12 protein-coding genes and 1 tRNA gene are annotated in these 25,377 nt (G+C 51.3%); 6 read left to right on the top strand and 7 right to left on the bottom strand.

Translation table 11 applies throughout. The features are described 5' to 3' along the window. The first annotated feature begins 73 nt into the window (after positions 1-73). Complete coding sequence (locus tag P9B68_RS05875; RefSeq protein WP_277668659.1) at positions 74-6,946, top strand: pectinesterase family protein; 6,873 nt, start codon at positions 74-76, stop codon at positions 6,944-6,946. 129 nt (positions 6,947-7,075) lie between these two features. Here the strand turns inward: P9B68_RS05875 and P9B68_RS05880 are convergent, their stop codons facing one another. Then, positions 7,076-9,412, bottom strand: coding sequence for a heavy metal translocating P-type ATPase (locus P9B68_RS05880; protein ID WP_277668660.1), 2,337 nt, complete (start codon positions 9,410-9,412; stop codon positions 7,076-7,078). Between the two features lie 78 nt (positions 9,413-9,490). Beyond that, the gene (locus P9B68_RS05885) at positions 9,491-9,856 is read right to left on the bottom strand and encodes an ArsR/SmtB family transcription factor (protein ID WP_135658525.1); all 366 of its coding nucleotides are present in this window, start codon (positions 9,854-9,856) and stop codon (positions 9,491-9,493) included. Positions 9,857-10,180: 324 nt separating this feature from the next. On the opposite strand from P9B68_RS05885, the gene brnQ reads away from it, so the two are divergent. Beyond that, on the top strand, positions 10,181-11,542 hold the full coding sequence (gene brnQ / locus P9B68_RS05890) for a branched-chain amino acid transport system II carrier protein (protein WP_243112950.1): 1,362 nt from the start codon (positions 10,181-10,183) through the stop codon (positions 11,540-11,542). Between the two features lie 372 nt (positions 11,543-11,914). Here the strand turns inward: brnQ and P9B68_RS05895 are convergent, their stop codons facing one another. From P9B68_RS05895 to P9B68_RS05905, 3 genes are read right to left on the bottom strand one after another with little or no spacing between them, the layout of a single operon-like run. Next, positions 11,915-12,928 (bottom strand): ABC transporter substrate-binding protein, encoded by a 1,014-nt coding sequence (locus P9B68_RS05895; RefSeq protein WP_135658527.1) that lies wholly within the window; start codon positions 12,926-12,928, stop codon positions 11,915-11,917. 34 nt (positions 12,929-12,962) lie between these two features. Then, a complete protein-coding gene (locus tag P9B68_RS05900; RefSeq protein WP_135658529.1) occupies positions 12,963-13,769 on the bottom strand; it encodes an ABC transporter permease in 807 nt (268 codons plus the stop codon). Next, the gene (locus P9B68_RS05905; protein ID WP_135658531.1) at positions 13,663-14,526 is read right to left on the bottom strand and encodes an ABC transporter ATP-binding protein; all 864 of its coding nucleotides are present in this window, start codon (positions 14,524-14,526) and stop codon (positions 13,663-13,665) included. Before P9B68_RS05905 ends, P9B68_RS05900 begins: the two co-directional genes overlap by 107 nt. Before the next feature lie 485 nt (positions 14,527-15,011). Between P9B68_RS05905 and P9B68_RS05910 the strand changes: the two genes are divergently transcribed. The 3 genes from P9B68_RS05910 (at position 15,012) to P9B68_RS05920 (ending at position 18,267) form a co-directional block, all read left to right on the top strand. Further along, on the top strand, positions 15,012-15,146 hold the full coding sequence (locus tag P9B68_RS05910) for a hypothetical protein (RefSeq protein ID WP_277668661.1): 135 nt from the start codon (positions 15,012-15,014) through the stop codon (positions 15,144-15,146). Between the two features lie 147 nt (positions 15,147-15,293). Further along, positions 15,294-16,586 carry a phosphopyruvate hydratase gene (gene eno, locus P9B68_RS05915; protein ID WP_277668662.1) on the top strand — a complete coding sequence of 431 codons (1,293 nt, stop codon included), beginning with the start codon at positions 15,294-15,296 and terminating at the stop codon, positions 16,584-16,586. Between the two features lie 433 nt (positions 16,587-17,019). After that, positions 17,020-18,267, top strand: coding sequence for a methyl-accepting chemotaxis protein (locus P9B68_RS05920; RefSeq protein WP_277668663.1), 1,248 nt, complete (start codon positions 17,020-17,022; stop codon positions 18,265-18,267). 467 nt (positions 18,268-18,734) lie between these two features. Here the strand turns inward: P9B68_RS05920 and P9B68_RS05925 are convergent. Then, positions 18,735-18,811: transfer RNA gene (locus tag P9B68_RS05925), tRNA-Arg, on the bottom strand. An 894-nt stretch (positions 18,812-19,705) separates the two neighbouring features. Between P9B68_RS05925 and P9B68_RS05930 the strand changes: the two genes are divergently transcribed. After that, on the top strand, positions 19,706-22,453 hold the full coding sequence (locus P9B68_RS05930) for an autotransporter outer membrane beta-barrel domain-containing protein (RefSeq protein ID WP_277668664.1): 2,748 nt from the start codon (positions 19,706-19,708) through the stop codon (positions 22,451-22,453). Between the two features lie 561 nt (positions 22,454-23,014). Here P9B68_RS05930 and P9B68_RS05935 read toward each other — a convergent pair. Then, a complete protein-coding gene (locus tag P9B68_RS05935) occupies positions 23,015-25,090 on the bottom strand; it encodes a methyl-accepting chemotaxis protein (RefSeq protein ID WP_277668665.1) in 2,076 nt (691 codons plus the stop codon). Positions 25,091-25,377: the final 287 nt, after the last annotated feature.

The following is a 25,377-nucleotide window of genomic DNA, read 5'->3' on the forward strand; positions in this document are numbered from 1 at the left end:
GAAGAGGAAAAGCCCTTGGGGCGATGCGAAAATGAAAAAACAGGCAACTTCATTTTGAGAGGAGAGTATTGTATTGATCTGGCAAAAATATGCGCCCAAAAAGCTGCTTTCTTTTCTACTGGCTTTAACAATCCTGTTTGGCATGATTGTTACCGGTGTTCCGTCGGAGGCTTCCGCAAAAGCGGCTACGGCGGAAAAAGGAATCCAGTTTCCGACGGTAACCCCGAAGGGGCTTGCGGTTTTACCATTGTCTTTGGAAGACAAAAAGCTTACGCTTGTGTGGAGCAAACCTGAAAATGATACGAATATCCAATACTATAATATCTATGAAAATAATCGGTTGATCGGGCAGTCCGACCAAAACAAGGAAGCCCTGTCACAGAAATTTTTCGATAAATTTTACAGTACTCCCGCAAATTCCGATATGGTGAGAGTCTCCATGCACAACTATATTGTTACGGGGCTCCGCGCGGAAACGCAGTACCGTTTTGCGGTAAAAGCGGTGGATAAAAGCGGAAAGGAAATCCAGTTGGATTCCAAATATGAAACGGAAGTAAAGACAAAGAAAACGCCGAAAATCATCAACATCAAGGACAGCGGTTATGGCGCGGTCGGCGATGGAACCAAGGTGAATACGAAGGCGATTCAAAAAGCGATCGACGACTGCCCCGAAGGGGGAGTCGTGCGGATTCCGGAAGGAATCTTTAAAAGCGGTTCTCTTTACCTGAAAAGCGATATGACGCTGGAAGTGGAGGGCACCCTTCTGGGTTCCGAAAATGCGGACGATTACCCTTACAGCAACCCGAAGGCTGTAAGCAAAGCCGCAGCGCTTATCAACAGTAAGGGCAAAACCGGCGAAAACATCCGCATTGTCGGCAAGGGAGTCATCGACGGAAACGGATGGAAGGAGGATTCCTCGGCAAACGACCCGGACCATTTCTTCGTGTCGAAGGAAAGCAGCCAGAAAACAGTAGAGAAAAACGGCGTGCTTGCGGCCTCCCAATACCAAAAAGCCCTGCGCAACTACGGCTTTTCAGAAAGTGACGCCTACAGCACGCGCTCTAATCTGATCGAAATGAGGGGGATTAACCATCTTTACATCGGCGACGGGCTTACGCTGAAAAACCCTGCCCAGCATACGGAAATAAACGGCGGTTGTAACGACGTTGTTTTAAACAGCGTGAAGCTGGAAACTTTCAACTGCAATAACGGCGACGGTACCGGCCTTTCCGGCGGTAAGGGGCTGGTTGTTTTAAACAGCGTGCTAGACACCGGCGACGACAATATTGCGTTTAACGCGGGCCGCGGCAAGGCAGACACCCAAAAAGCGCCCACCTCGGATATTTGGATCTTTAACAACTATTTCAAGCGCGGCCACGGCGCGGTGGTCTGCGGAAGCCATACTGCCGCATGGATAGAAAAAATCCTTGCCGAGGACAATGTCCTGAACGGAACGGGAACTGGGCTTCGCTGCAAAACCAGCAAGGGAACGGGCGGCGGCGCACGAAACATCGTGTTCCGGGACACCGCAATGAGGAACCTTACCGACAACGGCGGGCAGCCGTTCATCTTCACAAGCAACTATAACGGCGGTACCATCAGCGACCCGGCGGAAGAAGCACCAGCGTTCCAGAATATCCTGGTGCAGAACTGCTCCGTTGACAGCGCAAAGAGCAGTGCAATTTACGTGGAAGGCCTGCCGGAAAAAAGCCATAATCAAATTCAATTTAGAAATGTTATCTTTAAAAATACAAAACCGGCAAGCATCCGCTATTTTGAAAACGGCTTGTTTGAAAACGTTGTGTTCGATTCCCATATTAAGGATCCATGGGATATTCAGAATGCAAACGGTTTGAAATTTACCGGAAAAACAACGATGACCGATGTTTCGAAAAACGCGGCACAGCCGCCTGTTTGGAAATCCGGCGCCGCCTTAAAGACAACCAACGTAAGCAATGACACCGTAAGCCTGTATTGGCAGGAAAGCGACGCTTCCGACAACACCGGCGTCGTTCAGTACATTGTTTACCAGAACGGCGCACCCGTGGCTGTGCTTCCCGCAGGGCAGAACAACTACACCGCCGTGCGGCTGAAGCCTTCCACCAAATACAGATTTAAGGTAGAAGCGGCGGACGCGACCGGGGCGGCCTCTTCAAACGGTTCTTCGGCGGAGGTAACCACAACCGAACTGCAGGCCGAACGGTTTTACGCACCGCAGAACCTGCGCACAGCGCCCGCTTCCACCGGGAGTAATTCGACCGTACTGGTTTGGGAAAAGCCGAAAAATTATTCCATGGTTACGGATTACGCAGTTTATTGCAACGGGCAGCTGATCGGCACGACCCGTTATACATACTTTAAAGCAAGCGGGCTCAAACCGGATACCAAGTATACGTTTACCGTAAAGACCCGCAAAAAAGAGGGCTTTGAATCCCCTTCCAGCAACGCCGCCACTATCCATATGCTGCCGGAAGGCAAGGTATATAATGTTAAGGATTACGGCGCAAAAGGCGACGGAAAGGCAAAAGACACCCAAGCGATCCAAAAGGCAATCGACACCTGCCCGGCCGACGGAACCGTATACCTTCCGGCCGGCGTTTACTTGAGTGGCGCGCTGAACCTTCACAGCAGCATGACATTTTATGTGGACGCGGGTGCGCAGCTAAAGCCCAGCACGGACCTAAAGGACTATCCCTTCACCAGCGCAAGGCACGATATAGAGGATATTTACCGCCCGAACGACCCGTTCAAGGGTAACCCGGCGTTTGCAAGCCTGCTCAACGCGGGCACCATGGACAATAAGAAGGGTGCGACGACGCACAATATCCGGATCCTCGGCCCCGGCACCATCGGGGACGAAGACAACGGCCTGAAGCTGCGCGAGGAATACGAAAAGTACTGTGCGGAGCGGTACAAGAAGATTGCCGAGACCGGCGTCAGCCAGGAAGACATTCAAAAGAAATACCATATCGGCGGCGGCAGCCTGATCAGCCTGAAAAACTGCGGCAACGTCTATATGGACGGGCTCCATATCCGCAACGGCATGATGTGGACGATTGTGCCGGTTTACTGCGATGACATCACCGCTTACGGGCTGGATATCAACACAACGGTCCACAACGGCGACGGGTTTGACCCGAATTCCGCAACAAACACCTACATTCTTGGCACGCAGTTTTCAACCGGCGACGACTGCAGCGCCATTAAATCCGGAAAGGACAAGGAAGGGCGCGATATCGGCCGCCCGTCCCATCACATTTACTACCGCGGTTGTGTGTTCCATGCCGGCCACGGCGGCCTTACCATCGGCAGCGAAATGTCGGGCGGCATCAGCGACATTTTTGCAGAGGACTGCACGCTTGTCCCGGTCGACGTGCAAAACGGAGCGGTCAACCCCGGTGTCCGCGTGAAAGTCAGCCCTTCGCGCGGCGGGTATATCCGCAACCTTCAGCTGAGGGATTCCGTCTGCAACAAAATATCGGTTATCACCAATTACGACAAGCAGAAGGGCGCTGCCCCGGGCGTGCCGCTTCCGGATATTTCGAATTTCCAGTTTACTAACGTCAAAGCACCCAACAGCACCACAAACGGAAACAATATATTGGATTTAAACGGTTCCGATTTCGGAAAATCGTCCTCTTACCTGCGGAACCTGCAGTTTACCAACTGCGATTTCCACCACGCAAGCTTGAATACCTGCCAGAATATCTTCTTCAACAACTGCCGGTTTGCACAGCCTTCCACAAAAGCAAACTGCGTGAACGTGCAGGAAGGGGTCCAGAATACGGAGGATGACACAAAACCGAGGGATATCAGCGAAGACTTTGAGGGCTGTGAAGCGGGTGCTGCTCTACCCGAAAACTGGACCTTAAACAGCAATCCCGCCGGAAAAGCGGAAATCAAGACCGAAAATGGGAACCATTATCTTTCTGCAACCGATACCGGTCCGGGCTATGTGACGGTAACCAACCGCTTCGCCCCCCAGTCCGGCGATGTAACGGTGAAATTCCGTTTCCGTTTCCCGTCCCTGTCGTCCGCCGCGGGCAACAGCATATTCGCGTTAAAGGACGCGGGCAACAAGGTGATCGCGCAATTCCCGTTGCAGGTTTCGGGAAATACCGCCAGCCTTGCAAAGGAAAAGCGAAATACCGACCGCGAAAAAGCCCCGGTCATTCCGGAGGTGAAGGGCGACGAATGGTATACGCTTAAAATCGTCCTCCACACGGACACCAAGAAGACGGAGGTATACAATGGGGAGGAAAGGGTCGCCTTTTCGGATTCCGCCTATGAAGGGTATTACGACCCGGCGGCGGGGTTCCCCTCCGTTTTTGAATTCCACTCGCCGAACAACAACAAAGACACGGTTGTGATGGATGTGGACGATTTTTCACTCTCCTACGTGAAAACACTGCAAAAAATACCCGGGCTGCAAATTAAGGCCACGAGGAATTTTATTGCCGACAAAAACGGCAGACTCCCGCTTCAGGCGGAAGTTTCTCCGGACGACGCGGCGGATAAGTCCGTAAGCTGGTCGGTAAAAAATCCGGATTTCTCCGATACCAATATTGCTAAAATCGATCATAACGGCGTGGTGACTGCGGTTCAAAACGGTTCCTGCATCGCGGTGGCGACCTTGAATTGCGACAAGGCCATCCTCGGCGTTCTGCCGTTGACCATCACCGGGCAGGACAGCGAACAGGGGGTTGCAAAGGCCAATGTTTCAACCGCTGTTGGAAAGGCCCCGGTCCTGCCGGAGTATGTGTACCTGAATTACAGCGACGGGTCCGTCGTGCCTTACCGCGTGGCGTGGGATGCCGTTAGCCCTGCGCAGTACAACCGGGCCGGAACCTTCCAGGTTTCGGGTACGGTCAAGGATACGGGGAGAAGGGTGCAGGCCGCCGTTACGGTGGAAACCCGCAAAATCCACCATGTGCCGCTCGTTTCCGTAAAAGCGGCGGTTGGAAAGCTGCCCCTGCCGGCCTCTGTTCCGATCGTGTACAACGACGGCACAAAAGCGAACCTTCCGGTTACATGGGATGCGGTCAACAGCCAACTGTACAGCCGCATCAACATTCCCGGCTTCTCCGTAACGGGGAAAATCAAGGGCACAAGTTGCACGGCGACCGCGCACGTGTCGGTTCTGCCCACGATTGTGCCGAACGTTTCCCCCATCGTCGTGGCACAAGACGGAACCGGGGATTTCCGGACAATCGGGGAAGCCATCCGCTCTATTCCGGCAAAGAACCCGAAACGACGCGTCGTGTTTATTAAAAACGGAATCTACGACGAAAAGCTCGTTGTGGACCGCCCCTACATCACTCTTGCGGGGGAAAGCGCGGACGGAACCCGCGTAACGTACGACGACAGTCCCATGAAGGAGGACGAAAACGGCAAGCCCCTTGGTACGTTTAATGATTTTACCTTACAAGTTACGGGGAGCGATTTTACTGCGCAGGATTTAACGGTGGAAAACGCTGCCGGATCCACGGTGGGGCAGTGCGTCGCGGTTGATTTAAACGCCGACCGAGCCCGCTTCACAAACTGCCGCCTGCTCGGCTATCAAGACACTCTGCTGACGCGCAACGGCACCAGTTCCTCAAGCGGCAACGTACCCGATCAGCAGACCTCGCACGTTTACCGCTCCTACTTTAACAAGTGCTTTATTTCCGGATCGGTGGACTTTATCTTCGGCCCTGGAAAGGCCGTATTCGATGACTGCGAAATTCATTCGCGCTTAGGCGGCTATATCACCGCAGCTTCCACCCCGGCGGAACAGGATTACGGTTATGTTTTCCTGAACTGTAAGCTGACCGGGGAAGCCTTGCTGAAAAAGAACCCGTCCGTAAAGCTTGGCCGTCCGTGGCGGCCTTACTCCGCCGTGTCTTACATCAACTGCGCCATGGACCTCCACATCAGCTCGTTCGGCTGGGACAACTGGGGCAAAAACGAAAACGAAGCGACCGCCCGCTACTCCGAATACAATTCGGTGGATTTAAACGGCAAACCGCTGGATCTGAGCAAGCGTGCGCCCTGGGCAAAGCTGCTTACACAGCAGGAAGCCCAGACTTACACGATCGCAGGAATTCTTTCCGGAGACGACCGTTGGGATCCGACAAAGATTTCGGTTCCCAGCAGCACCTCCGGTAGCGGTGATTTCAGCAAGCTGCAAAGATTGGTCGGCGAATGTGAAAAGATTCAAAAGGGAAATTACACCGAGTCGAGCTGGAACAGCTTCCTCAGCGCACTAGATTTCGCAAAATCCGTTCTGAATAATAAAGAAGAGGAGCAAAGCGAGATCGACGCGGCGGCGGAAGCCCTGCTCTCCACGAAAAACGGATTAACCGCACAGGGCGGCGGCTCGCACCGCTCCGGCCACAAGCCGGGCAATACCGCAAACAAGCCGGATCCTTCCTCGCCCGCCCCGGCAAAAAAATTAAAAAGCGACACGACCGCTCCGTACCGGTTCCGCGGAAACAGCACGTATTTCTATAAAATTACAACGTCGGACAGCGTTCCCCCGAAAGGCGTTTCCACCAATCCGTCGGCGGTAACCGTAGAGTTTGTGAAGAAGCTTCCCGATGGGTATCTGTACCGGATTGTCCAGGTCGGCGACGGCAGCGCAACCATTGTTACGACGGCCGCGAACGGGGATACCACCTCTTTTACCGTGCATTCGGACGACTGCGGCGGGCTGATTTCCGACACGCCTTACCGGTACCGGATAAAGGAGGACGCTTCCTATCAGTTTAAATTCACGTTGACTGCGGTGGACAAAGTCCCGGTATTCACCACCGGCGACAGCAAAGTCGTGCAAACAGTTTCCGTATTCAAACAGGGAAACGCCTATTACGTCAAGGTAAAGGCGGCCGGTAAGGGAAGCACCGGGATTTACGTAACGGTACCGGGACAAACGCCGCTGTGCAAGTGTGTCCTTACCGTTCCTTAACCAGATTGCATCGTCGTTCCAAATAAAACGAGCCCCCTCCTGTGAAAGCAAAATGCCGCCCGGGGTTTTCCGGACGGCATTTTTGCGCCGCAAACGGCGCTTTTAGAAAAGCGGATATGATTTCGTATTTTATTCTTCGTTTTTTATCCGCGAGGCGCGGATGGCGTTCAGCACCGCGAGAATCGCGACGCCGACGTCCCCGAAAACAGCCGCCCACATGGTGGCGATTCCAAAAGCTGCCAGGATCAGAATCAAGAGCTTTACGCCAAGGGCGAAAACGATGTTCTGCCATACGATCCGCCGCGTCTTTTTCGCAATTCGGATGGCGGTGACCAGCTTGGATGGTTCATCCGTCATCAGCACCACGTCGGCGGCTTCGATTGCCGCGTCGGAGCCCAGGCCGCCCATGGCCACGCCGACATCCGCACGGGCCAGAACCGGGGCGTCGTTGATCCCGTCGCCCACGAACACCAGCTTGCCGCCCTTTGCGGCCTGGCTGCACAGCTTTTCCATCTGCTTGACCTTCTGCTGGGGAAGAAGCTCTGTGTAAACCTCGTCAAGTCCAAGCCCGCGAGCCGCTTCTTCGCCGGACTTTTTGCTGTCGCCGGTCAGCATGACCGTCCGGCGGACACCCGCGGCTTTCAGTTCCCGGATGGCCCGCGCGCTGTCCGACTTCACCTCGTCGTTAATCATGATCAGCCCGGCAAACGCGCCGTCAACGGCAAGATATACGGCGGTTCCCGCTGCGCCGGATGCCGGATGCCGGATGTTTTCCGCGTCCATCAGCCTGCTGTTCCCGGCAAGCACGGTTTTTCCGTTTACCTTTACCCGTATGCCTTTTCCCGGGAGTTCCTCGTAATCCGCAAGCTGCAAAGCATCCGGCTCCTTTTGATAGGCTTCCCGGATGGAAACGGCAATCGGGTGGCTGGAATGGAGCTCCGCATGTGCGGCGTAATACAGGATATCACCTTCGCTCCAGCCCTCTTCCGGCTGAATCTGTGTTACCTTGAAGTTCCCTTTTGTGAGTGTGCCAGTCTTATCAAATACAACGGTATCCACATGGTTGAGAGCTTCCAGATAGTTGCTCCCTTTAATCAGCACGCCGTTTTTGGACGCGCCGCCGATTCCGCCAAAAAAGCTGAGCGGAATGGAAATGACCAGCGCGCAGGGGCAGGAAACAACTAAGAAGGTCAGCGCGCGGTTTATCCACTGGGAAAGGGGCGCACCCGGGAGGAAGAGCGGAGGAAGGACCGCCAGCGCAACGGCGGCGAACACCACAGCGGGTGTATAGTACCGCGCAAATTTCGTAATAAAGTTTTCTGCGGGCGCTTTCTGGCTGCTTGCGTTCTGCACCAGGTCGAGTATTTTCGTAACCGTGGATTCCCCGAATTCCTTCGTTGCTTCCACCGTCAGTAGGCCGCTTTTGTTTACGGAGCCGGAGAGAATCTCGCTTCCCGGTTCCACATCGCGCGGAAAGGATTCGCCGGTTAACGCAGCGGTATCTACGGAGGAAACGCCTTCCACGACCTTTCCGTCCAGCGGAACCTTTTCGCCGGGGCGGACCAGAATCCGATCACCGATTGCGACTTCCTCGGGGGAAACCCTCCGCACTTCCCCGCCGGTTTTCAGATTGGCGTAGTCCGGGCGGATATCCATCAGGGCGGAGATGGATTTGCGGGAGCGGTCAACCGCCATATCCTGAAAGAATTCGCCGACCTGATAGAACAGCATAACGGCTACGGCCTCCGCATATTCGCCGATTGCAAACGCACCGACAGCCGCAACTGCCATTAGGAAGTTTTCGTCGAAAACCTGCCCTCTCGCAATGTTTCTTAATGCCTTCAGCACCACCTCGCCGCCGATCAGCACAAAGCTGAGGAGGAACACCGAAAACTCCGCCGTATGCGGGAGCGGGACAGCCATGCCGACGGCGAACAGGACCGCGCCGATCAGCATGCTAATCCTGTGAAGGGTGCGTTTCCCAGCGCCCGTTTCCACGGTTTTGCCGGTGTAGGAAATTTCCACGTCCGGCTCTATTTCCCGAATGATTTGGGAAGCCTGCCGGACAAGGAGCGGGAGTTTCGCCTTTTCCGCCGCTTCTATCGTAAGCTTTTGGGTAGCAAAGTCAAGGCGGGCCGATTCCACGCCGTCCATTCCCTGGATGGCGGTTTCAATTTTTTTGGCGCAGTCGGCGCAGTTCAGCCCGAGCAAATACAGGGCTCGCTTCCCGGGTTCGGGAATGTCGCGCTCCTTCAGCTCGATATCCGAATCATGCCGCTTAGCAATGCTTTCCGCCTGTTCGGCGACCGTTTCCGGCGCGGCATGGTTTGTAAGTTCAATTGTCAATAATTTTGATGCAAAATCAACGTTCGCCTTTGCCACTCCGTCCAGACAGCAAATTTCCTTTTCGATTTTCGCCGCACAATGTCCGCAGCAAAGCCCTTCGAGCTCGTATTGTTTCTTCATAAGCGCCCCCGTCTCCAGTCTTTTTTTACTCTTATAATATGATTAATTGAGCAATTGATCAACTGTTTAAGAAAAATTTTATTCCGTCACATGGGCCAAACCTTGGTCAAAAATGGTTTTTACATGCTCGTCGTCAAGGGAATAGTAAACCACTTTGCCGTCCCTGCGGTTTTTGATCAGCTTGGACTGCTTTAAAACGCGAAGCTGATGAGAAATCGCGGATTTCGTCATGCCGAGAAGCGCGGCGATGTCGCAGACGCACATCTCGGAATGGAATAGTGCACAGAGTATTTTTACCCGGGTTGAATCCCCGAACACCTTGAACAGATCCGCAAGGTCCAGAAGGTTTTCTTCGTCCGGCATATGTCGGCGGACTTCGGCGACAACATCCTCGTGGATAACGGAACAGTCGCATTTATCAATTTCCGGAATATACGAATTCATTGCAGCCTGCCTTCTTTCAATTGCATAGTTGATTATCTGTTCAACTGTATTATACCTCTTTTTTCGAGAATGTCAATCCGTTTTACCGGTATTTCTCAAAATTTTTGCCGGCAAGGGTTGTTTGGGCGTTTTCCCGCTTAATGGAATTTGCGTTTCCGGAAAACGGGAAAGCCGGTGTTCGGCAGTCCCGCTGAACCGGCGGGCGCGCATTTTTAGGCGCAGGGTGTTCCTTTTCCGGATATTTCCGTGTATAATGATACATGTTTTGCGGCTGATCAACCGTTCAGCCCTTTTACCTTATTATAGTTGGAGGAAGTACAGCGATTGGAAGAGAAGAAGCGTTTATCACCATCATCTTATATTTTTATCGGCTCTATGCTTTTCGGATTGTTTTTCGGTGCCGGGAATCTGATTTTCCCCGTACACATGGGGCAGGAAGCGGGAAGCTCCGTTTTTGCGGCGGCGGCAGGATTTTTAACAACCGCCATCGGTCTGCCGTTTTTGGGAATTGTGGCGATCGGCGTATCCGGCAGCAACGGCCTGTTTGACCTTGCGAGCCGCGTACATCCGGCATTCGGCTACGCGATGACCGTTTTGCTCTACCTGACCATCGGCCCGTTCTTCGCCCTGCCGAGAACCGCTACTGTATCCTATGAAATCGGGTTTACCCCGTTCATTCCGGAAAACCGGCAGGCGTTGGGACTTGCCTGCTTTACGGTTCTTTTTTTCGTCGCCGCCCTGTTTTTCGCCCTGCGGCCGAATAAAATCCTGACTTGGGTCGGCAAAATTCTGAACCCGCTGTTCCTTGCCTTTCTTGCGGTTTTAATTGTCGTCAGCTTTGTAAAGCCCATGGGCGACCCCGCGTCGGCGCAGGTGCAGAATGCCTACGCGTCGGCGCCCTTCTTTAAGGGATTTACTGAGGGCTATAACACCATGGACGCGTTGGCTTCCCTTGCGTTCGGCATTATCGTTGTGCAGGCGCTGCGCGGACTTGGCGTAAACAGCCCGAAAAGCATTGCTGTGGGCACCCTTAAATCCGGCTTCGTCAGCGTGCTTTTGATGGGCGTGATCTATGGCTGCCTGGCTTATATCGGCGCGTCCAGCATGGGAAAGCTGGCGCTTTCGGAAAACGGTGGCATTGCCCTAGCGCAGATCGCCCGCTATTATTTCGGAAGCTGGGGCACAGTCCTTCTGGCGGTAATAGTGACGCTCGCCTGCCTGAAAACCGCGGTGGGGCTGATTACTGCCTGCTCGAAAACATTTTTTGAGCTTTTCCCGGGATTTTTGGGGTATAACGCGTATGCCGTTGTATTCACAGTAGTGTCCTGCTTGATCGCCAATATTGGGCTGACGCAGATTATTTCGTACTCTATCCCGGTTCTGATGTTCCTTTATCCTTTGGCAATCGCGCTGATTCTTCTGGCGCTCCTTTCGCCGCTGATCAAGGGCCGCCGGTGCGTCTATCTTCTGACAGTAGCCTTTACGCTGGTTGATGCGGTCGCGGACTTTCTGAACGCATTTCCAAAAGAGGCAGCGTCCCTGCCTGCCGTACAGGGTTTCCTGCGGCTTTTCAAAGATTTCATACCCTTTTTCAATATCGGTATGGGATGGATTTTCCCCATGCTGGCTGGGCTGGCGCTCGGCTTCCTTTTCAGCTTTGCCAGATCGCACAGCAAGGCGGCTTAAACCGCAGCATATAAACCGAAAAAAGGAACCGCGCCGAATTTTCGGCGTGGTTCCTTTTATAGAGGTACTTTTGAATTTCGCATTGTGCAGTAGCATTATATATGGACGAAGAATCCGTGTACAACGTTTTTTGCCTTACAATCGGGCAGCGGCACCGTATCCAATTCGGATCCTTTTGCCCTAGGCTCAATTTTTCCCCGCCCGACTGAAAGCACCTTGTTCACACTCTTGGTGTGTATGAAACAATATCTCCAGCGTTCGCCCGATTTCTTTATTCCCGGAGAATCGCGGCTTTCCTTTTTATCAGTCTTGCGGCGTGCTTCATCACCGGAGTAGCTATATAGAAGGATTTTTATTTTAAATAGAATATTTTTATCGGACTTCCTGTATTACTTTTTCGGCAAACTGGGTGTTTACGATTTTGTCATACGGTACGTTTTGTTTCAGCTCGCCCGCCTGCGACATCACCGTTTGCAGAAGGGCGAATTCCTCTTTCCGCAGAACGGGGTCGGGGCTCCACACGCCGATGTTCTTATAGCGCTTTGCAACCGTTGTCAGCAAGTTCACATCCGCCGCCGGGAAGGATGGCGCAATCGTTTTTGCGATTTCCTCCGGGCTGTGTGAAGCAACCCACAATTGCCCGCGGTACACCGCGCGCGTAAATTTTTCGATTAATACGGGATTTCTTTCGATAAAGCTCTTTTTAGCAAAATAGCCGGTGTAGGAAATTTTTCCGCTTTCCTTGCCGATGGAAGCGACAATGCTGCCCTTGCCCTGCGCTTCCAGCATGGAAGCCGTCGGTTCGAACAGGGTAACGTAGTCCCCTGTGCCGTTCGCGAACGCGGTTGCCATCAGGGCGAATTGGATGCTGTCGTCCAGCTTCACGTCCTTTGCCGGGTCCAGCCCGTTTTTGCGGATGACGTACTGCAGGGTCATGTACGGCACGCCGCCCTTGCGTCCCGGAAGGACGCTTTTGCCGCGGATTTTTTTCCATGTAAAATTCGGATCGGGCTTGCGTGCGACCAGGAACGAACCGTCGCGCTGGGTCAGCAGTGCGAAAATCTGCGTGCTGTCCGCCTTGCCCTCATTGTAAACATAGATGGATGCCTCCGGCCCGGCAAAGCCGATTTCGGCGTTGTTCGAAAGCACCGTAGACATCACCTTGTCGGTTCCCTCCGCGGTGGTAAGCGTCAGGTCGATGCCTTCATCGGCAAAATAGCCCAGATTGATCGCCGCGTACTGCGGCGCGTAAAAGACCGAGTGCGTCACTTCACAGACGCGGACCGTATCCGCCTCTTTCTTACCGTTTTTTTTGCACCCGGCGGTCACCGCCAGCAGCAGGGCGAGGCTCAGCGCGGCGGCGGTAATGGAGAGCAGTTTCTTCATGTTTTTACCCCTTTCTGAAAGGAAGTTTCCCGTTTTAGTGTCCGTACCATTTTAAAACCAGCTTTTGCAGGAGCGCCACTGCCTCGTACATCAGCGCGGCAACGATGGAAAGAATGATGACGCTGGCCATGACGAGATCCAGCTTGAAAACCTGCCCGCCGTACACAATCAGATACCCCAGCCCCGCCTTGGAAACAAGGAATTCCCCCGCGATCACGCCGACCAGCGACAGCCCGATATTGATCTTCAGGGAATTGAACAGGGTGGAAATATTGTAGGGGAAGACGATTTTTGTAAAGATCTGCCGTTTGTTCGCGCCGAACGTGGCGGCCATGCGGATATATTCCCGGTTGGTGCCGCGGAAGCCGTTGAGCATTTCCAGTACGGTGACGATCAGCGAAATGGCGAGCGCCATAAACACAATGGCCCGGGTGCCGGCGCCCACAAGAACGATGATTACAGGGCCGAGCGCGATTTTCGGCAGGCTGTTCAGCACCACCAGATACGGTTCGCTTACCTTGGAGATAAAGCTGCTCCACCACAGGATGACCGCCAGCAGGGTTCCGAACACAACGCCCAGCAGGAATCCCGCCAGCGTTTCGTAAACCGTAATGCCGACATGCATGAACAGGTCGTTCTGCGCCATGGCGAGGAAGGTGTTCCAGATGCGGGAGGGCTGGCTTAAAATAAAGCTGTCGATCAGCCCGAACCGGGCGGAAAGCTCCCAGATGACGTTAAATACGACCAAAATTCCGATCCTGCACAAGTGGATCTGCCATTTCCTGCGTGTCTTCTTTTTCAGGTATTGAATTCGTTCCGGAGAGGCCGGTATTGGTTTCATTGGATGACAGCTCTTTCCATATATGATCGAAGTATGTTCTGAATTTTGGATTGTTTCTGCAATTCAGCGGCGTACGGTTCGGGTCTTCAAAATCAATATCCAGTATTTCTTGAACAACGGCGGGGCGGGCGCTCAGAATCACTATCCGGTCGCCCATGCTGATGCTTTCGGGGATGTCATGGGTTACCATCACCGTTGTGATCTTTTCCTTTTTCAAAATTCGGTAAACGTCTTCGGTAACGGTCAGGCGCGTCTGGTAATCCAGCGCGGAAAAGGCTTCGTCCAGCAGCAGAATGTCGGGGCTAATCGCCAGCGTGCGGATCAGCGCCGCCCTTTGCCGCATTCCGCCCGAAAGCTGGGCGGGGGATTTGTCGCGGAACTCATACAGGCCGTAATTTTTCAAAAGGTTTACCGCCCGCTCTTTGGTTTCCGGCGTAAGCATTTTCCGCACCTCCAGGCCGAACAGCACGTTTTTGTAAATCGTGCGCCAGTCTAGAAGGTTGTCGCGCTGGAGCATGTAACCGATATGCGGCGAAGTTCCCGAGATTTTCTCCCCGTTTACGAACACTTCCCCTGCCGTTGGCTTCATCAGCCCGGCGATAATGGAAAGCAGGGTGGATTTCCCGCAGCCGCTCGGCCCCACGATGCTGACGAATTGCCCCTTTTGAACGGAAAAGCTGATATTTTTCAGCGCGATGGTTTCCCCGTTGTCCGATTGATACGTTTCCATAATATCCCGCACTTCCAGCACGTCCATCGCAGCACCCCCTCGCTTTTTTCGGTTCCATTGTCCGGCGGCAGGCTTTCAGAGAATTCCCTGCAATTATAAAATATGTTCAAAACTGCGTTTTGTGAGGAGATAAAATTTTAAAGCCGCAGATTCGGGCGGCAATCCCCCGTGCCCGGAAATCCCCGAATACCCTTTCGATACACGCTTGCCATGTGGTTTCATCAGTGCTCCCCGCCGGAAACAAAGGGCTAAAGGAAACCCGCGCGCAGGTTCAGCCTGCCGCAGGGAAAATGGAATTGAAACCGGCAATTTAAAAAATAGAAAAGTTTTTGTTGCAAATTCTTTTCTTTATTGTCTTTTTATATTGTCGAATAACAGAAAAAGGCTATACTTATCCGTACGTTTCGCCGCTACGGGCTGCAGCGCATACAGTAGGGAAAAGGCCGGTGGTGCGGATGATTCCGTAGCGCCTGTTTCCGGGCCGGTTATTAATGTTGATGGGAAAGAGGAGTATGCGCAGCTTACGAAAGCAAAGAGCGAGTTTCAGAAGGGCGACGGGGCTGGCGCCCTATGCGATCCAAATTATAGACGGCGGGTTGAACCAGAATAAGCTTCCCATTATCGTAGTAAGGATGGCGGGCGGCTGACCAGAAGGGAGTTCCGGCCCTCGGACAAGGCTTTAGGAATACAGGAAACGGGGTGGGAGTATAAACAATTGTTATTCGGAAATATTTATTACCAGAGTTTTTTTGTTAAGGCAGAAAAGGACAAAAAAGAAAAGAGGGAGTATTCATATGAAATCAGGTACGATTGCGTTAATCCGGGCAAGGGAGATTTTGGATTCCCGGGCCAACCCCACGGTGGAAGCGGAGGTCATACTGGAAAACGGTACGGTCGGTACCGCCGCGGTTCCCTCCGGTGCTTCGACCGGCGCCTTTGAAGCGGTTGAGCTGCGCGACAACGACAAAAACCGCTATATGGGAAAAGGTGTGCAGAATGCCATAGAAAATATCAATACGGAAATCCATCAGTGCCTCAAGGGCATAGATGTTTCCAGACAGGCGGAAATTGACCATCTAATGCAAGAACTGGACGGTACGCCAAACAAGGCAAAGCTGGGCGCAAACGCACTTCTGGCGGTCTCGCTGGCCTGCGCGAAAGCCGCCGCCCGGAACTACGGCCTTCCGCTCTATAAATACGTGGGCGGGTGCGACGCGCGCATCCTTCCCGTTCCGATGATGAATATTCTGAACGGCGGCGTTCATGCCTCCAATAACGTTGATATTCAGGAATTTATGATTATGCCGGTGGGCGCGCCCACCTTTGCGGAGGCGCTGCGCTGGTGCGCTGAGGTATTCCACAGCCTGAAAAATGTCCTCGGCAGACGTGGCTTTTCCACGGCGGTTGGCGACGAGGGCGGTTTTGCCCCGAATCTGAACGATGACGAAGAAGCGCTGAAAGCGATTATGGAAGCGGTTGAAAAGGCCGGATACCGCCCCGGCGAGCAGTTTAAAATCGCGATGGACCCCGCTTCCAGCGAGTGGTACCAGAAGGACGGAACGTATTTGCTGCCGAAGAAAAACAAAAAGATGACTTCGGAGGAACTGATCGCGTATTGGGAGGGGCTGGCTACCCGGTATCCGATTATTTCTTTGGAGGACAGCCTTGCCGAAGAGGACTGGGACGGCTGGAAAACCCTGACCGGGCGGCTGGGCAGCAAAATCCAGTTGGTGGGCGACGACCTGTTTGTTACGAATACCCAGCGGCTGAAAAAGGGAATTATCACCGGGACGGGGAACTCCATCCTGATTAAGCTGAACCAGATCGGCACCCTGACAGAAACGCTGGAAGCCATCCGCACGGCACAGCGGGCTGGCTATACGGCGGTGGTTTCGCACCGTTCCGGCGAAACGGAGGATACCACCATTGCGGACCTGTCTGTCGCCATGAACGCGGGACAGATCAAAACGGGCGCGCCCTCCCGCAGCGAACGGGTGGCCAAATACAACCGTCTGCTCCGGATTGAAAGGGATCTCGGCCGCACAGCGGTCTATCCGCGAATGAAAGCGTTCTATAATCTTAAATAATCATAAAAATATTAAAAGAGAAAACCTGCGAACCGGATACAACCGGCATCTGCGGTTTTTTTCGGGTGAAATCGGTTTTTGGGCCGCGCAAATCCGGTTCCTGCCTTTTGTCTTTTATCCTGCCAAACGCTGCCCGGTTCAGCGGCCCCATTGGTATGCAAAGTGATTTTTGCCCTGCCAGCCAGCGCGAAGCGCGGAATGAAAGAAGAATTTCTTTTCGGAAAAATAGCCGGATCTTTTTTCATTAAAAGCAGAAAACAAATACCTGATTTAACCAATTTTCGGTTTTATTTTGCTTCTTTTTCAAAATTTTGACCTTCAAACTTATTATAATGTGACTGGATATTGTAATAGGCTAAACTTGCAGCAAACATTTTAGAAAGGAAGGAAAAATGCATCGATGTTAAAGAACATGAAACTGAGAAGGAAATTGTTGATTGCTTTTCTTACCGTGACGATAATTTCCAGCATTGGAAGCGTATACAGTATCTTCCAGACGAAGAGGCTCGGCCAGTCGGCACAGATGATGGATCCGTCAAATTTGAAACTAGCGATTATTATCCAGGGTGCTACGTTGTTTGTTTCCTTTATTGTATCCGTGCTGCTTGCCTTGTATTTGTCTAAGGAAATGGGCAAACGGATCAATGAGGTAACGAACGCGGCGAAGAGAATGGCGGATGGGGATTTAAGCGTAACGATTTCCGACCACTCTGAGGATGAAATCGGCCAGCTTGGCACCGCTTTGCAAGAAACCAACGCATATCTGAAGGCGTACATAACGGACTTAAGCGGGAATCTTGAGAAACTGGCGCAGGGGGATCTTCGCATGAAGCGCACCGTTGAATTTAAGGGCGATTTTCTTCCGCTTCAAGATGCGATGGTTCGGATTGTCTATTCGCTAAACGATATGCTTACCCGGCTTCGGGAGGTTGCGGAACAGGTTTCCGGGGGTTCCGACCAGGTGTCCACAAGCGCACAGGCATTGGCGCAGGGGGCTACCGAGCAGGCTAGCTCCATTGAGGAGCTTTCCTCAACAATTACGGAAATATCGGAAAACGTAAAGTTGAATGCGGACCATGCCGTAACCGCGAGCCAAAATGTAGGCAATGTGACGGCGGAACTGGAAAACAGCAACCGGCATATGCAGGAAATGCTGGGGGCCATGAGTAAGATCAGCAGTTCTTCCAACGAAATCAGCAAGATTATCAAAACCATTGAGGACATTGCTTTCCAAACCAATATTCTGGCGTTAAACGCTGCCGTGGAAGCCGCAAGAGCGGGCACGGCCGGGAAAGGCTTCTCTGTTGTGGCGGATGAAGTCAGAAACCTGGCGAGCAAAAGTGCGGACGCGGCAAAGGAGACAACCAGACTTATCCAGCACTCCATTGAAGAGGTGCAAAACGGGATGAAGATTGCCGACAACACCGCGGAAGCGCTGCAAAAAGTTGTGAAGGAAACGGAGGAAGCGGCGGATAAGGTCGAGAAGATCGCACAGATTTCCGAGCAGCAGGCAAGCTCGATTAACCAGATCACCATGAGCATCGACCAGATTTCCAGTGTGGTTCAGACCAATTCGGCAACCTCGGAAGAATGTGCAGCGGCGAGCGAAGAACTTTCCGGTCAGGCAGAAACCATGAAAGAACTGGCCCAAAGGTTCAAATTGAGGAATGAAATAGTATAAAAGAAAACAAGAAGCAGGCCGGATTTTCCGGGCTGCTTCTATTGTATGGTGCAGAGCAAAGCAGATTAAAACCCCGCACGCCTGCCGCCGAACTTGCGCAACTATGGTGTCCAAATCAGGCGCGCAAGAGGAAGATTTCATTGCAATTATGGGCATACGGATTTTAAAGTCGATATCGACAGCTATATTTTCCAGCGTTTTTGATAAGCATTTAGAAATAAAGCAAAAACCGCATTAGGAAGCCAGAAACGGCTATCTAATGCGGTTTTTCAAATTTTTTCTGGCGCGCTCGGAGGGACTCGAAGGTGGTGCGGTTCCAGCCCGCGTTCCGCGAGCCCCCCGGGAGATTCAGAAAAAATACGATAGTGTTTCCCCCAGCTTGCGCCGGAGGGTTCTCGCCCTCCGAGCCCGGGAAGATTCGAAAAAAAGAAACGCACTCCACGAAAAAGTGAAGTGCGTTTTCTTTCTGGCGCGCTCGGAGGGACTCGAACCCGCGACCTCTTGATTCGTAGTCAAGCACTCTATCCAGCTGAGCTACGAGCGCAATTTTCGCTGTCACAATTGACAGCTTAACTATTATATTCGATATGTTCGAAAAAGTCAAGCTTTTTTCTTGGGATCGCGGCTGTTTTACAGAATTTTCTGCATTTTTTGCCTTGGCGTCTGAAAAGTACAAATAAAAACGCGGTTGGCACATCCCGGCTGGAAATCGGGAATATATTTATTTTATTGCATAAAAGGAATTTGTCAACAGCGGGTTGTAAATACAATCATCTCGTTTCCGGCTAAAAGGTTTGGCAGGAAAGATTTTATAATTCCTTTGGAAGTATTTTACGAATGCTTTCCCGGCCAGACTCAGATTTTTCTAAATAAATAATATTATTTTGTATATTTATCCAATAAGAAATTAAAAAATTATTTGGAAAAAACCTTTCTAAAATATGGTAAAATTATATAGAAATTACTGGAAATAGTACAGTATATTATTGACACAACACAAAAATATTATATAATGAGCACAGCACAAAGTGGAATAATTTGTTGGATTTTTTTAATAAAATTTGCAGAAAGAGGTATCGTTATACATTTATGCCAAAAGGGAACATACGGTCCCGTAAAAATGCATTATAGGATTTTTATATCGGTTATGCTCAATGGCAGGATACCGGCGCTGCAGCTTTTTGTCCGGTTGAGATTTATTTCGTAAGCAGGGTCAAACCGCCGCGGTGTACAGGGCGCGGTATGGATTTTGGGTGTGCGTCTTGTTCTAGCTATTCGAATCTGTGCAAGCTTTGTTAACGCCTATGGCGAGTATGTATGTTTTCATTCTCATAGCACATGCAAATACGTACAACTAACCATTTAAGGGACAAAAAGGTTTAAAATCCGCAGAAAAGTTATTTCACGGTGCTTATTTTAATTAAGGAGGACAAACAGGATGAAAAAAATCACAGGAAAAGTTGTTTCGCTTGTGCTTGCGTTAGCGCTTGTCGTTTCCAGCTTTTCAGTCAGCTTCGCTCAAGCGTCCACCAAGACGATGTCCGGAGTGATCACCGACACGAACGAAGATGCGATTTATCTCGTTAACGGCGGTGCGGTAACCACAGCGAACCTCACAGATTTTCTGCTTAGCAGAGGCAGCAATTTTAAATTTGAGACAGTCGATCACCATACTGTTACAGACGAGAAAATCAACGCAATTTCTCATATATCGGGTGATAAGCTTGTTTCATTAAGTGTGAACAGTTCTACGGATGTAGCTACGCTCAAACTGAAGAGTAGCTCCGCTTCCGGTAAGGAAGTTATTTCTGTTCTTTACGAAGGCAGCTATACCGACGAAGACGGCAATGACTATACGGTTAAGGCGAGACGCGACCTGACGGTATATGTTTATGACAAGGATCAGATCGTATACGGCGAGTATGATCCCAATTATGCCACAAAGGATTCCGGCACAGGCTTCGATGATTTCGAAACATTTGCGCAGACCGCCAACAGCACGAAGACCCTTGGTATCTACAGGGTAGTGCCGGCCGCCACTTCTGCTTTAGCTACATACCTTCCGGCAGACTTAACGACGGCAACCTCCGGAATCACGGACAAGAATGCTTACAGCTTCAGCATTACCGGCACGGATGTTCATGTTTCGGTAGTCAACGCAACTTCTACATTCACACAGTTCCCGGTAGCTACGATCGGTAAAAGTTTTGAGATTGACAAGTATACAAAGGACGCTTCCACCGGCAATGTAACTGTTACCGTTAAGAAGCTTGTTGCAAGTGGTTCAACCTACAAAGCTTCTACTGATTCTGACGATAAGTATACTCTGAAAACAAAGATTGAAAAGAAATGCGACGTTGCAACCGTTTTACCGGGCAGTACTGCATTCTCCATCTCCAAGACAGACGGCAAGAGTGTTCTGACAGGCGACGCAACTTCTGCTTCTGCAGTTGTAACAGATTGCGAAGTCGTATTCCCGGCCGGCACCACCAGCGTTTCCGTCAATGAAAACACCAATGTAAAGAAGATTTCCGGCACAGTCGGCACTCTTACAATTGGCGATGCGAACGTTGGCTCCATTGATATTGACAATGGTACCGTAAACGTAACAGACGGTAAAGTCGGCAACATTACAACCGACGGTGCACCCGTTGCCGCAGGCGACGATTCTGTTCTGGTCAGTGGCGGTAAGGTTGGCAACATCGATGTAACGGATGTGGATAATGACACAGACAGCAACGTAACGGTTAACGCCGGTACAGTCGGAACCATCGATGCGGACGGCACCGTAACGGTTGCTGCAACAGATGCGGACACTCCTGTTGTTACAGGCAAGATTACTGCCCCGACGATTTCCCTGTTCTCCGATGAAGCGAAAGTTACGGTTGCTGGCGTTAAGGCAAGTGCCGACGGTACCATCACCTTCCTGGGCAATGATACGAATGTCAGCGCAATTGACTTTGATTACCGCGAAACTACATTGAACCTCGGCGACGAAGACAATGCCTTCACAGGCAAAATCCCGGCTCCGACCAATGCGGAAAACGGCAAAATTGATACAACAAACGAAGACACCAATGCAACCGTCAGCGGCACGGTAAAGATCGATACCATTTCTTTGGATTCCGATACCAATCTTGCTTTTGACGGCGCTGTAACAGCTGAGACAATTGAAGGCGACGGTGCAATGAAGATTGCTGCCGGCAAGCTGTATGTTTCCAGCAGCGCTTCCGGCGTTACCCTGAAGCTTTCCGACAAAACGCTCGTTCCCGGCACAGTAGTATTCAAGGCGGATGCCGACGCGGTTGACGTTGACAGCTTCGATACCTACGGCTTTACTCTTACAAAGAGCGCAGGCTCTGCGGTTGATACCTTTAAGATTGATGCCCTTTCCTTCGCGGGTATCGCAATCAACAAGGATGCCTCCAGCATTGCGAAGGGCTATTCCGAAACATTCACAGCTTCCGCTTATCCGGGCGGCACATCCCTCCCGAGCGGCTGCACAATCCAGTGGACGCTTGACGGCGGCAGCAGCGATGTCTTTACATTAACTTCTTCCGGCAATACCGCAACGGTTAAGGTAAACAGCATTGATTCTACCTTTGCATCCGAGAACAAAACCACATTGACTGCAACCCTTTATGATGAAGATGGGTATGAGCTCGACGATTACGCGCCGGCGAAGTGCGAAATCACAGCGATTGAGGTTCCGGAGGCTGTTTCCGACACAAATGCGGACATGTCCATTTCTAAGGGCGCAAGCTATCAGATGAAAGTCACTTCCGCAACGGTTCCGGTTGTTACAGCCGGCACAGGCGGCGTCGTTTCCATCGCGCTTGTTTCCAAAAATGGCAATGACTACTTCTACAAGTTTACTGCAAATGGCTCCGTAGGTGCTGCTACCGGCATTTACCTCAACGGAAAGAAGATCTTTGTTGCTACTGTAAAAGCGCCTGCTTTCACAAGTGATACAACAATGAACCTGACCGTTAAGGGCGCTTATCAGTTCCAAATTACGTCTGCGGAAGCTCCGACTGTCTGTGTTGGATCCGCTGCCTTTAAGCTGAATCTCGTTTCCAAAAACGGCAACAATTATTTCTACAAGATTACATCCGATAGCGCAAAAGGCACACAGGCTGGAATTTATGTAAACGGCACCAGGATTTTCGTTGCTACTGTTGGTTAAGATGCGTAACCAATAAGCACAGCGGAATGTAAATTACGTTCTTTCCTACTTCTATAAAATAGTTCGTTGTATTTGCGTGGCGGCGACCCGGGCAAAAGCCCGGGTCGTTGTTTTTTTTCATAGGGCATGCCCGCTCCGACCCTGTCCCTTCTATGGAAGGCTGTAGCCCTTTAAAACATAGCAGGCGAAGAGCGGTCACGATAGCTGGTCTTGTTGGCACGCAGAAAAAGGGGAACGGCTGCACGCGAATCCGTATCCATGGGCAGGTTTCTTGTTCTTCCTGTGGATGAGCGGGTTTGCAGGACGGTTTTGAGGGAGCCTGCAAGCTTCACGTGACAGCCGTTCCATCGTTATATACGCAGGGAAGATCGGTTTCTTTGCGATTTTCTGCCGGGATAGAAGAAGTACGCAGCGGAAATTCCCGCTGCGTACTTCCATAAAGGATGGGGATTTGCTGCCTTATAAGGAACGCCCCTTCGCCCTTGGGAGGGTTTGAATTTGCGAAGAAAGGGGGTCAACCGGCAGCCAAAAAGTTATGAGAAGGTCTTGTAGGCAATAGGATCAGTATTTCTCCGCGATGTCGTTTACCGGCAGCGGATTGCCTGCCGCGGGAGTATCGCCGGCGGCGGGTTTCAGCTTGAACTTCGAAACAAGGGATTTCAGCGACTGCGCTTGTCCGTTCAGTTCTTCGCTGGAAGCCGCGCTCTCTTCCGAAGTAGCGGAATTGGTCTGAACAACCGCAGAAATCTGGTCGATTCCCGTAGTTACTTCGCCGATGGAAACAGATTGGTCTCTCGATGCTTTCGAGATTTCGTCAACCAGTTGAACGGACTTGGACGCGCTTTCATAAATTGCGGTCAGAGCCTGTGCGGTTTCATCCGCAATTTTTGTGCCCTTTTGTACGGAATTTACGGTATTCTCAATTAAAACAGTTGTATTTTCTGCGGCCTCTGCACTCTTGCTGGCAAGATTTCTTACCTCGTCTGCGACGACGGCGAAGCCCTTCCCCGCAGAGCCTGCGCGCGCCGCTTCTACCGCAGCGTTCAGCGCGAGAATATTTGTCTGGAAGGCGATATCCTGAATTGTTTTAATAATTTTGCTGATTTCATTGGAAGATCTGCTCATTTCCGCCATGGCTTCCATAAGGCTCTGCATATGCTCGTTTCCGCGCTGCAATTCGGCGGCGGCTTCGCTGGAAATACGGCTTGCGTTGGCTGCGTTGTCCGCAGTTTGCCGAACCTGATTCGAAATTTCGGTGATCGAAGCGGACAGTTGCTGAATGGAACTGGCCTGCTCCGTCGCGCCCTGTGCAAGAGCCTGCGCGGCGCTTGCTACCTGGTCGGAGCCGCTTGCCACCTGCTCTGCGGAGCTGGTGATGCTTTCAAAGGTTTTTACAAGGGTGAATTTGATGTTTTCTAGCGAGGTCTTGATTTTGGAAAATTCGCCAACGTAATCACAGCGAAGTTCGAAAACTAGGTTTCCAACGGCAATTTGATCCAAAACCGCGGATACCTCGTCAATATATTGAATGTATTGCTTCAGCCGGTCGACGGTTCTGGAAATCGCGTCTGCCACCATGCTGGTTTCGTCGGAAGATTGAATATTGACTTCTACGTCCAGATTGCCGTCCGCGATTTCGCTCGCTGCGACGGTGAGCTTTTTAAGCGGCGTAACAATGCTTTTCGAAACCAGCGCGAGAATCGCAACCAACAAAAGAAGGGCGGCGATAAAGATGATGAATACGGAAGTCTGCGCCGCGTCGTAGGAGGATTGGAACTCTTTTTCGGGCAGTCCGGTCGCGATAGTCCAGCCTGTGTCGCCTACGGGCGATACGTACCCGTAATTCGTGCTGTTCATAGCCGTGTATGTAATCGCGCCCGCTGTTTTGTTCTGAATCGCGGTAATGATGTTTTTGGACATTCCGGATTCCGAAACATTCTTATTCATAAGATTCTTGTCCGGATGGTAAATCAATTGGCCTGCACCTGTGGTCAGAATATAGAACCCGGTGTTTCCGAGCTTGTAGCCCTGCACCATGGAATACAAATGGTCGAGGCTGATATTCAGGGCGGCGACGCCGATTAGGTTTTTCGTTCCCTGCTGATACACCGGCGCGACGACGCTCACAATCAAAGTGTTCCCTGCAGCTTCCTGGTAGGGTTCGGTAAGGATTACAGTCGACTTTTTAAGCATTTCCTTGTACCACGACCGCTCCGTAATCTTCCAGTCGGCGGCGGAAACGGCCCCGTCGGAGCGGATAAACTGGCTGGAATCAAGGTCTGCAATCCAGGAAACGACAATATTGTCCGGGTCGGACTTCTGCACATTGTCCAAGCTGCGCTTGATCACGGGAAAGTTTTCCACCGAAGAAAGAGGGTTGCCCGGAGCTGTCTTGAGAAAAGCGTCCTCTAACTGGGCGTTTGCGGCCATCTGTCGGGCAACTTCAATGTATTTTGAGAAATAATTGTTTACCTGGTATGAAGCCGCTTGGGATTGCGCGGTGAGCTGTTTGTTTGTCAGGTCGGTGACCGACTGCTTTACACTATTTAAAACGATGGCACCCGTTATACAAAAAATAATGGCTGCCGGAATAGCGATGAATACCAGCATCTTTCGCAGTAAGCTTTTTTTCTTCATCTTCCAACGTTCCTCTCTTTTTTCGATCCGATCCGATTTGAATCTAGCAATTTCTTGGAATTTCTTGCTTTTTACAGTTATCGTCTGATTTTATAAAAACATTAGTATAGAAAACAGGAAGATGAATTATTTTTAATAAAAAAACAAGAATTGCTTTATGAAATTTGACAAAGCCTTTTTAATTGGGTAGCGAAAAAAGAAAATATTTTTTTGGAATATTTATGTCCGCAAAGTATGGAAATTTTCCCAAAATGTGTTAAAATAATGTCAAAGTAGATCGGAGAAAC

Origin of the sequence: Caproiciproducens galactitolivorans, assembly GCF_029266045.1 — a bacterium.
GTDB lineage: Bacteria > Bacillota > Clostridia > Oscillospirales > Acutalibacteraceae > Caproiciproducens > Caproiciproducens galactitolivorans.

Coding starts and splice junctions, on each gene's coding strand:
- P9B68_RS05935 (WP_277668665.1), bottom strand. CDS start 25,090: ATGAAGAAAAAAAGCTTACTGCGAAAGATGCTGGTATTCATCGCTATT.
- P9B68_RS05900 (WP_135658529.1), bottom strand. CDS start 13,769: ATGAAACCAATACCGGCCTCTCCGGAACGAATTCAATACCTGAAAAAG.
- eno (WP_277668662.1), top strand. CDS start 15,294: ATGAAATCAGGTACGATTGCGTTAATCCGGGCAAGGGAGATTTTGGAT.
- P9B68_RS05880 (WP_277668660.1), bottom strand. CDS start 9,412: ATGAAGAAACAATACGAGCTCGAAGGGCTTTGCTGCGGACATTGTGCG.
- P9B68_RS05930 (WP_277668664.1), top strand. CDS start 19,706: ATGAAAAAAATCACAGGAAAAGTTGTTTCGCTTGTGCTTGCGTTAGCG.
- P9B68_RS05895 (WP_135658527.1), bottom strand. CDS start 12,928: ATGAAGAAACTGCTCTCCATTACCGCCGCCGCGCTGAGCCTCGCCCTG.
- P9B68_RS05905 (WP_135658531.1), bottom strand. CDS start 14,526: ATGGACGTGCTGGAAGTGCGGGATATTATGGAAACGTATCAATCGGAC.
- P9B68_RS05910 (WP_277668661.1), top strand. CDS start 15,012: ATGCGCAGCTTACGAAAGCAAAGAGCGAGTTTCAGAAGGGCGACGGGG.
- P9B68_RS05885 (WP_135658525.1), bottom strand. CDS start 9,856: ATGAATTCGTATATTCCGGAAATTGATAAATGCGACTGTTCCGTTATC.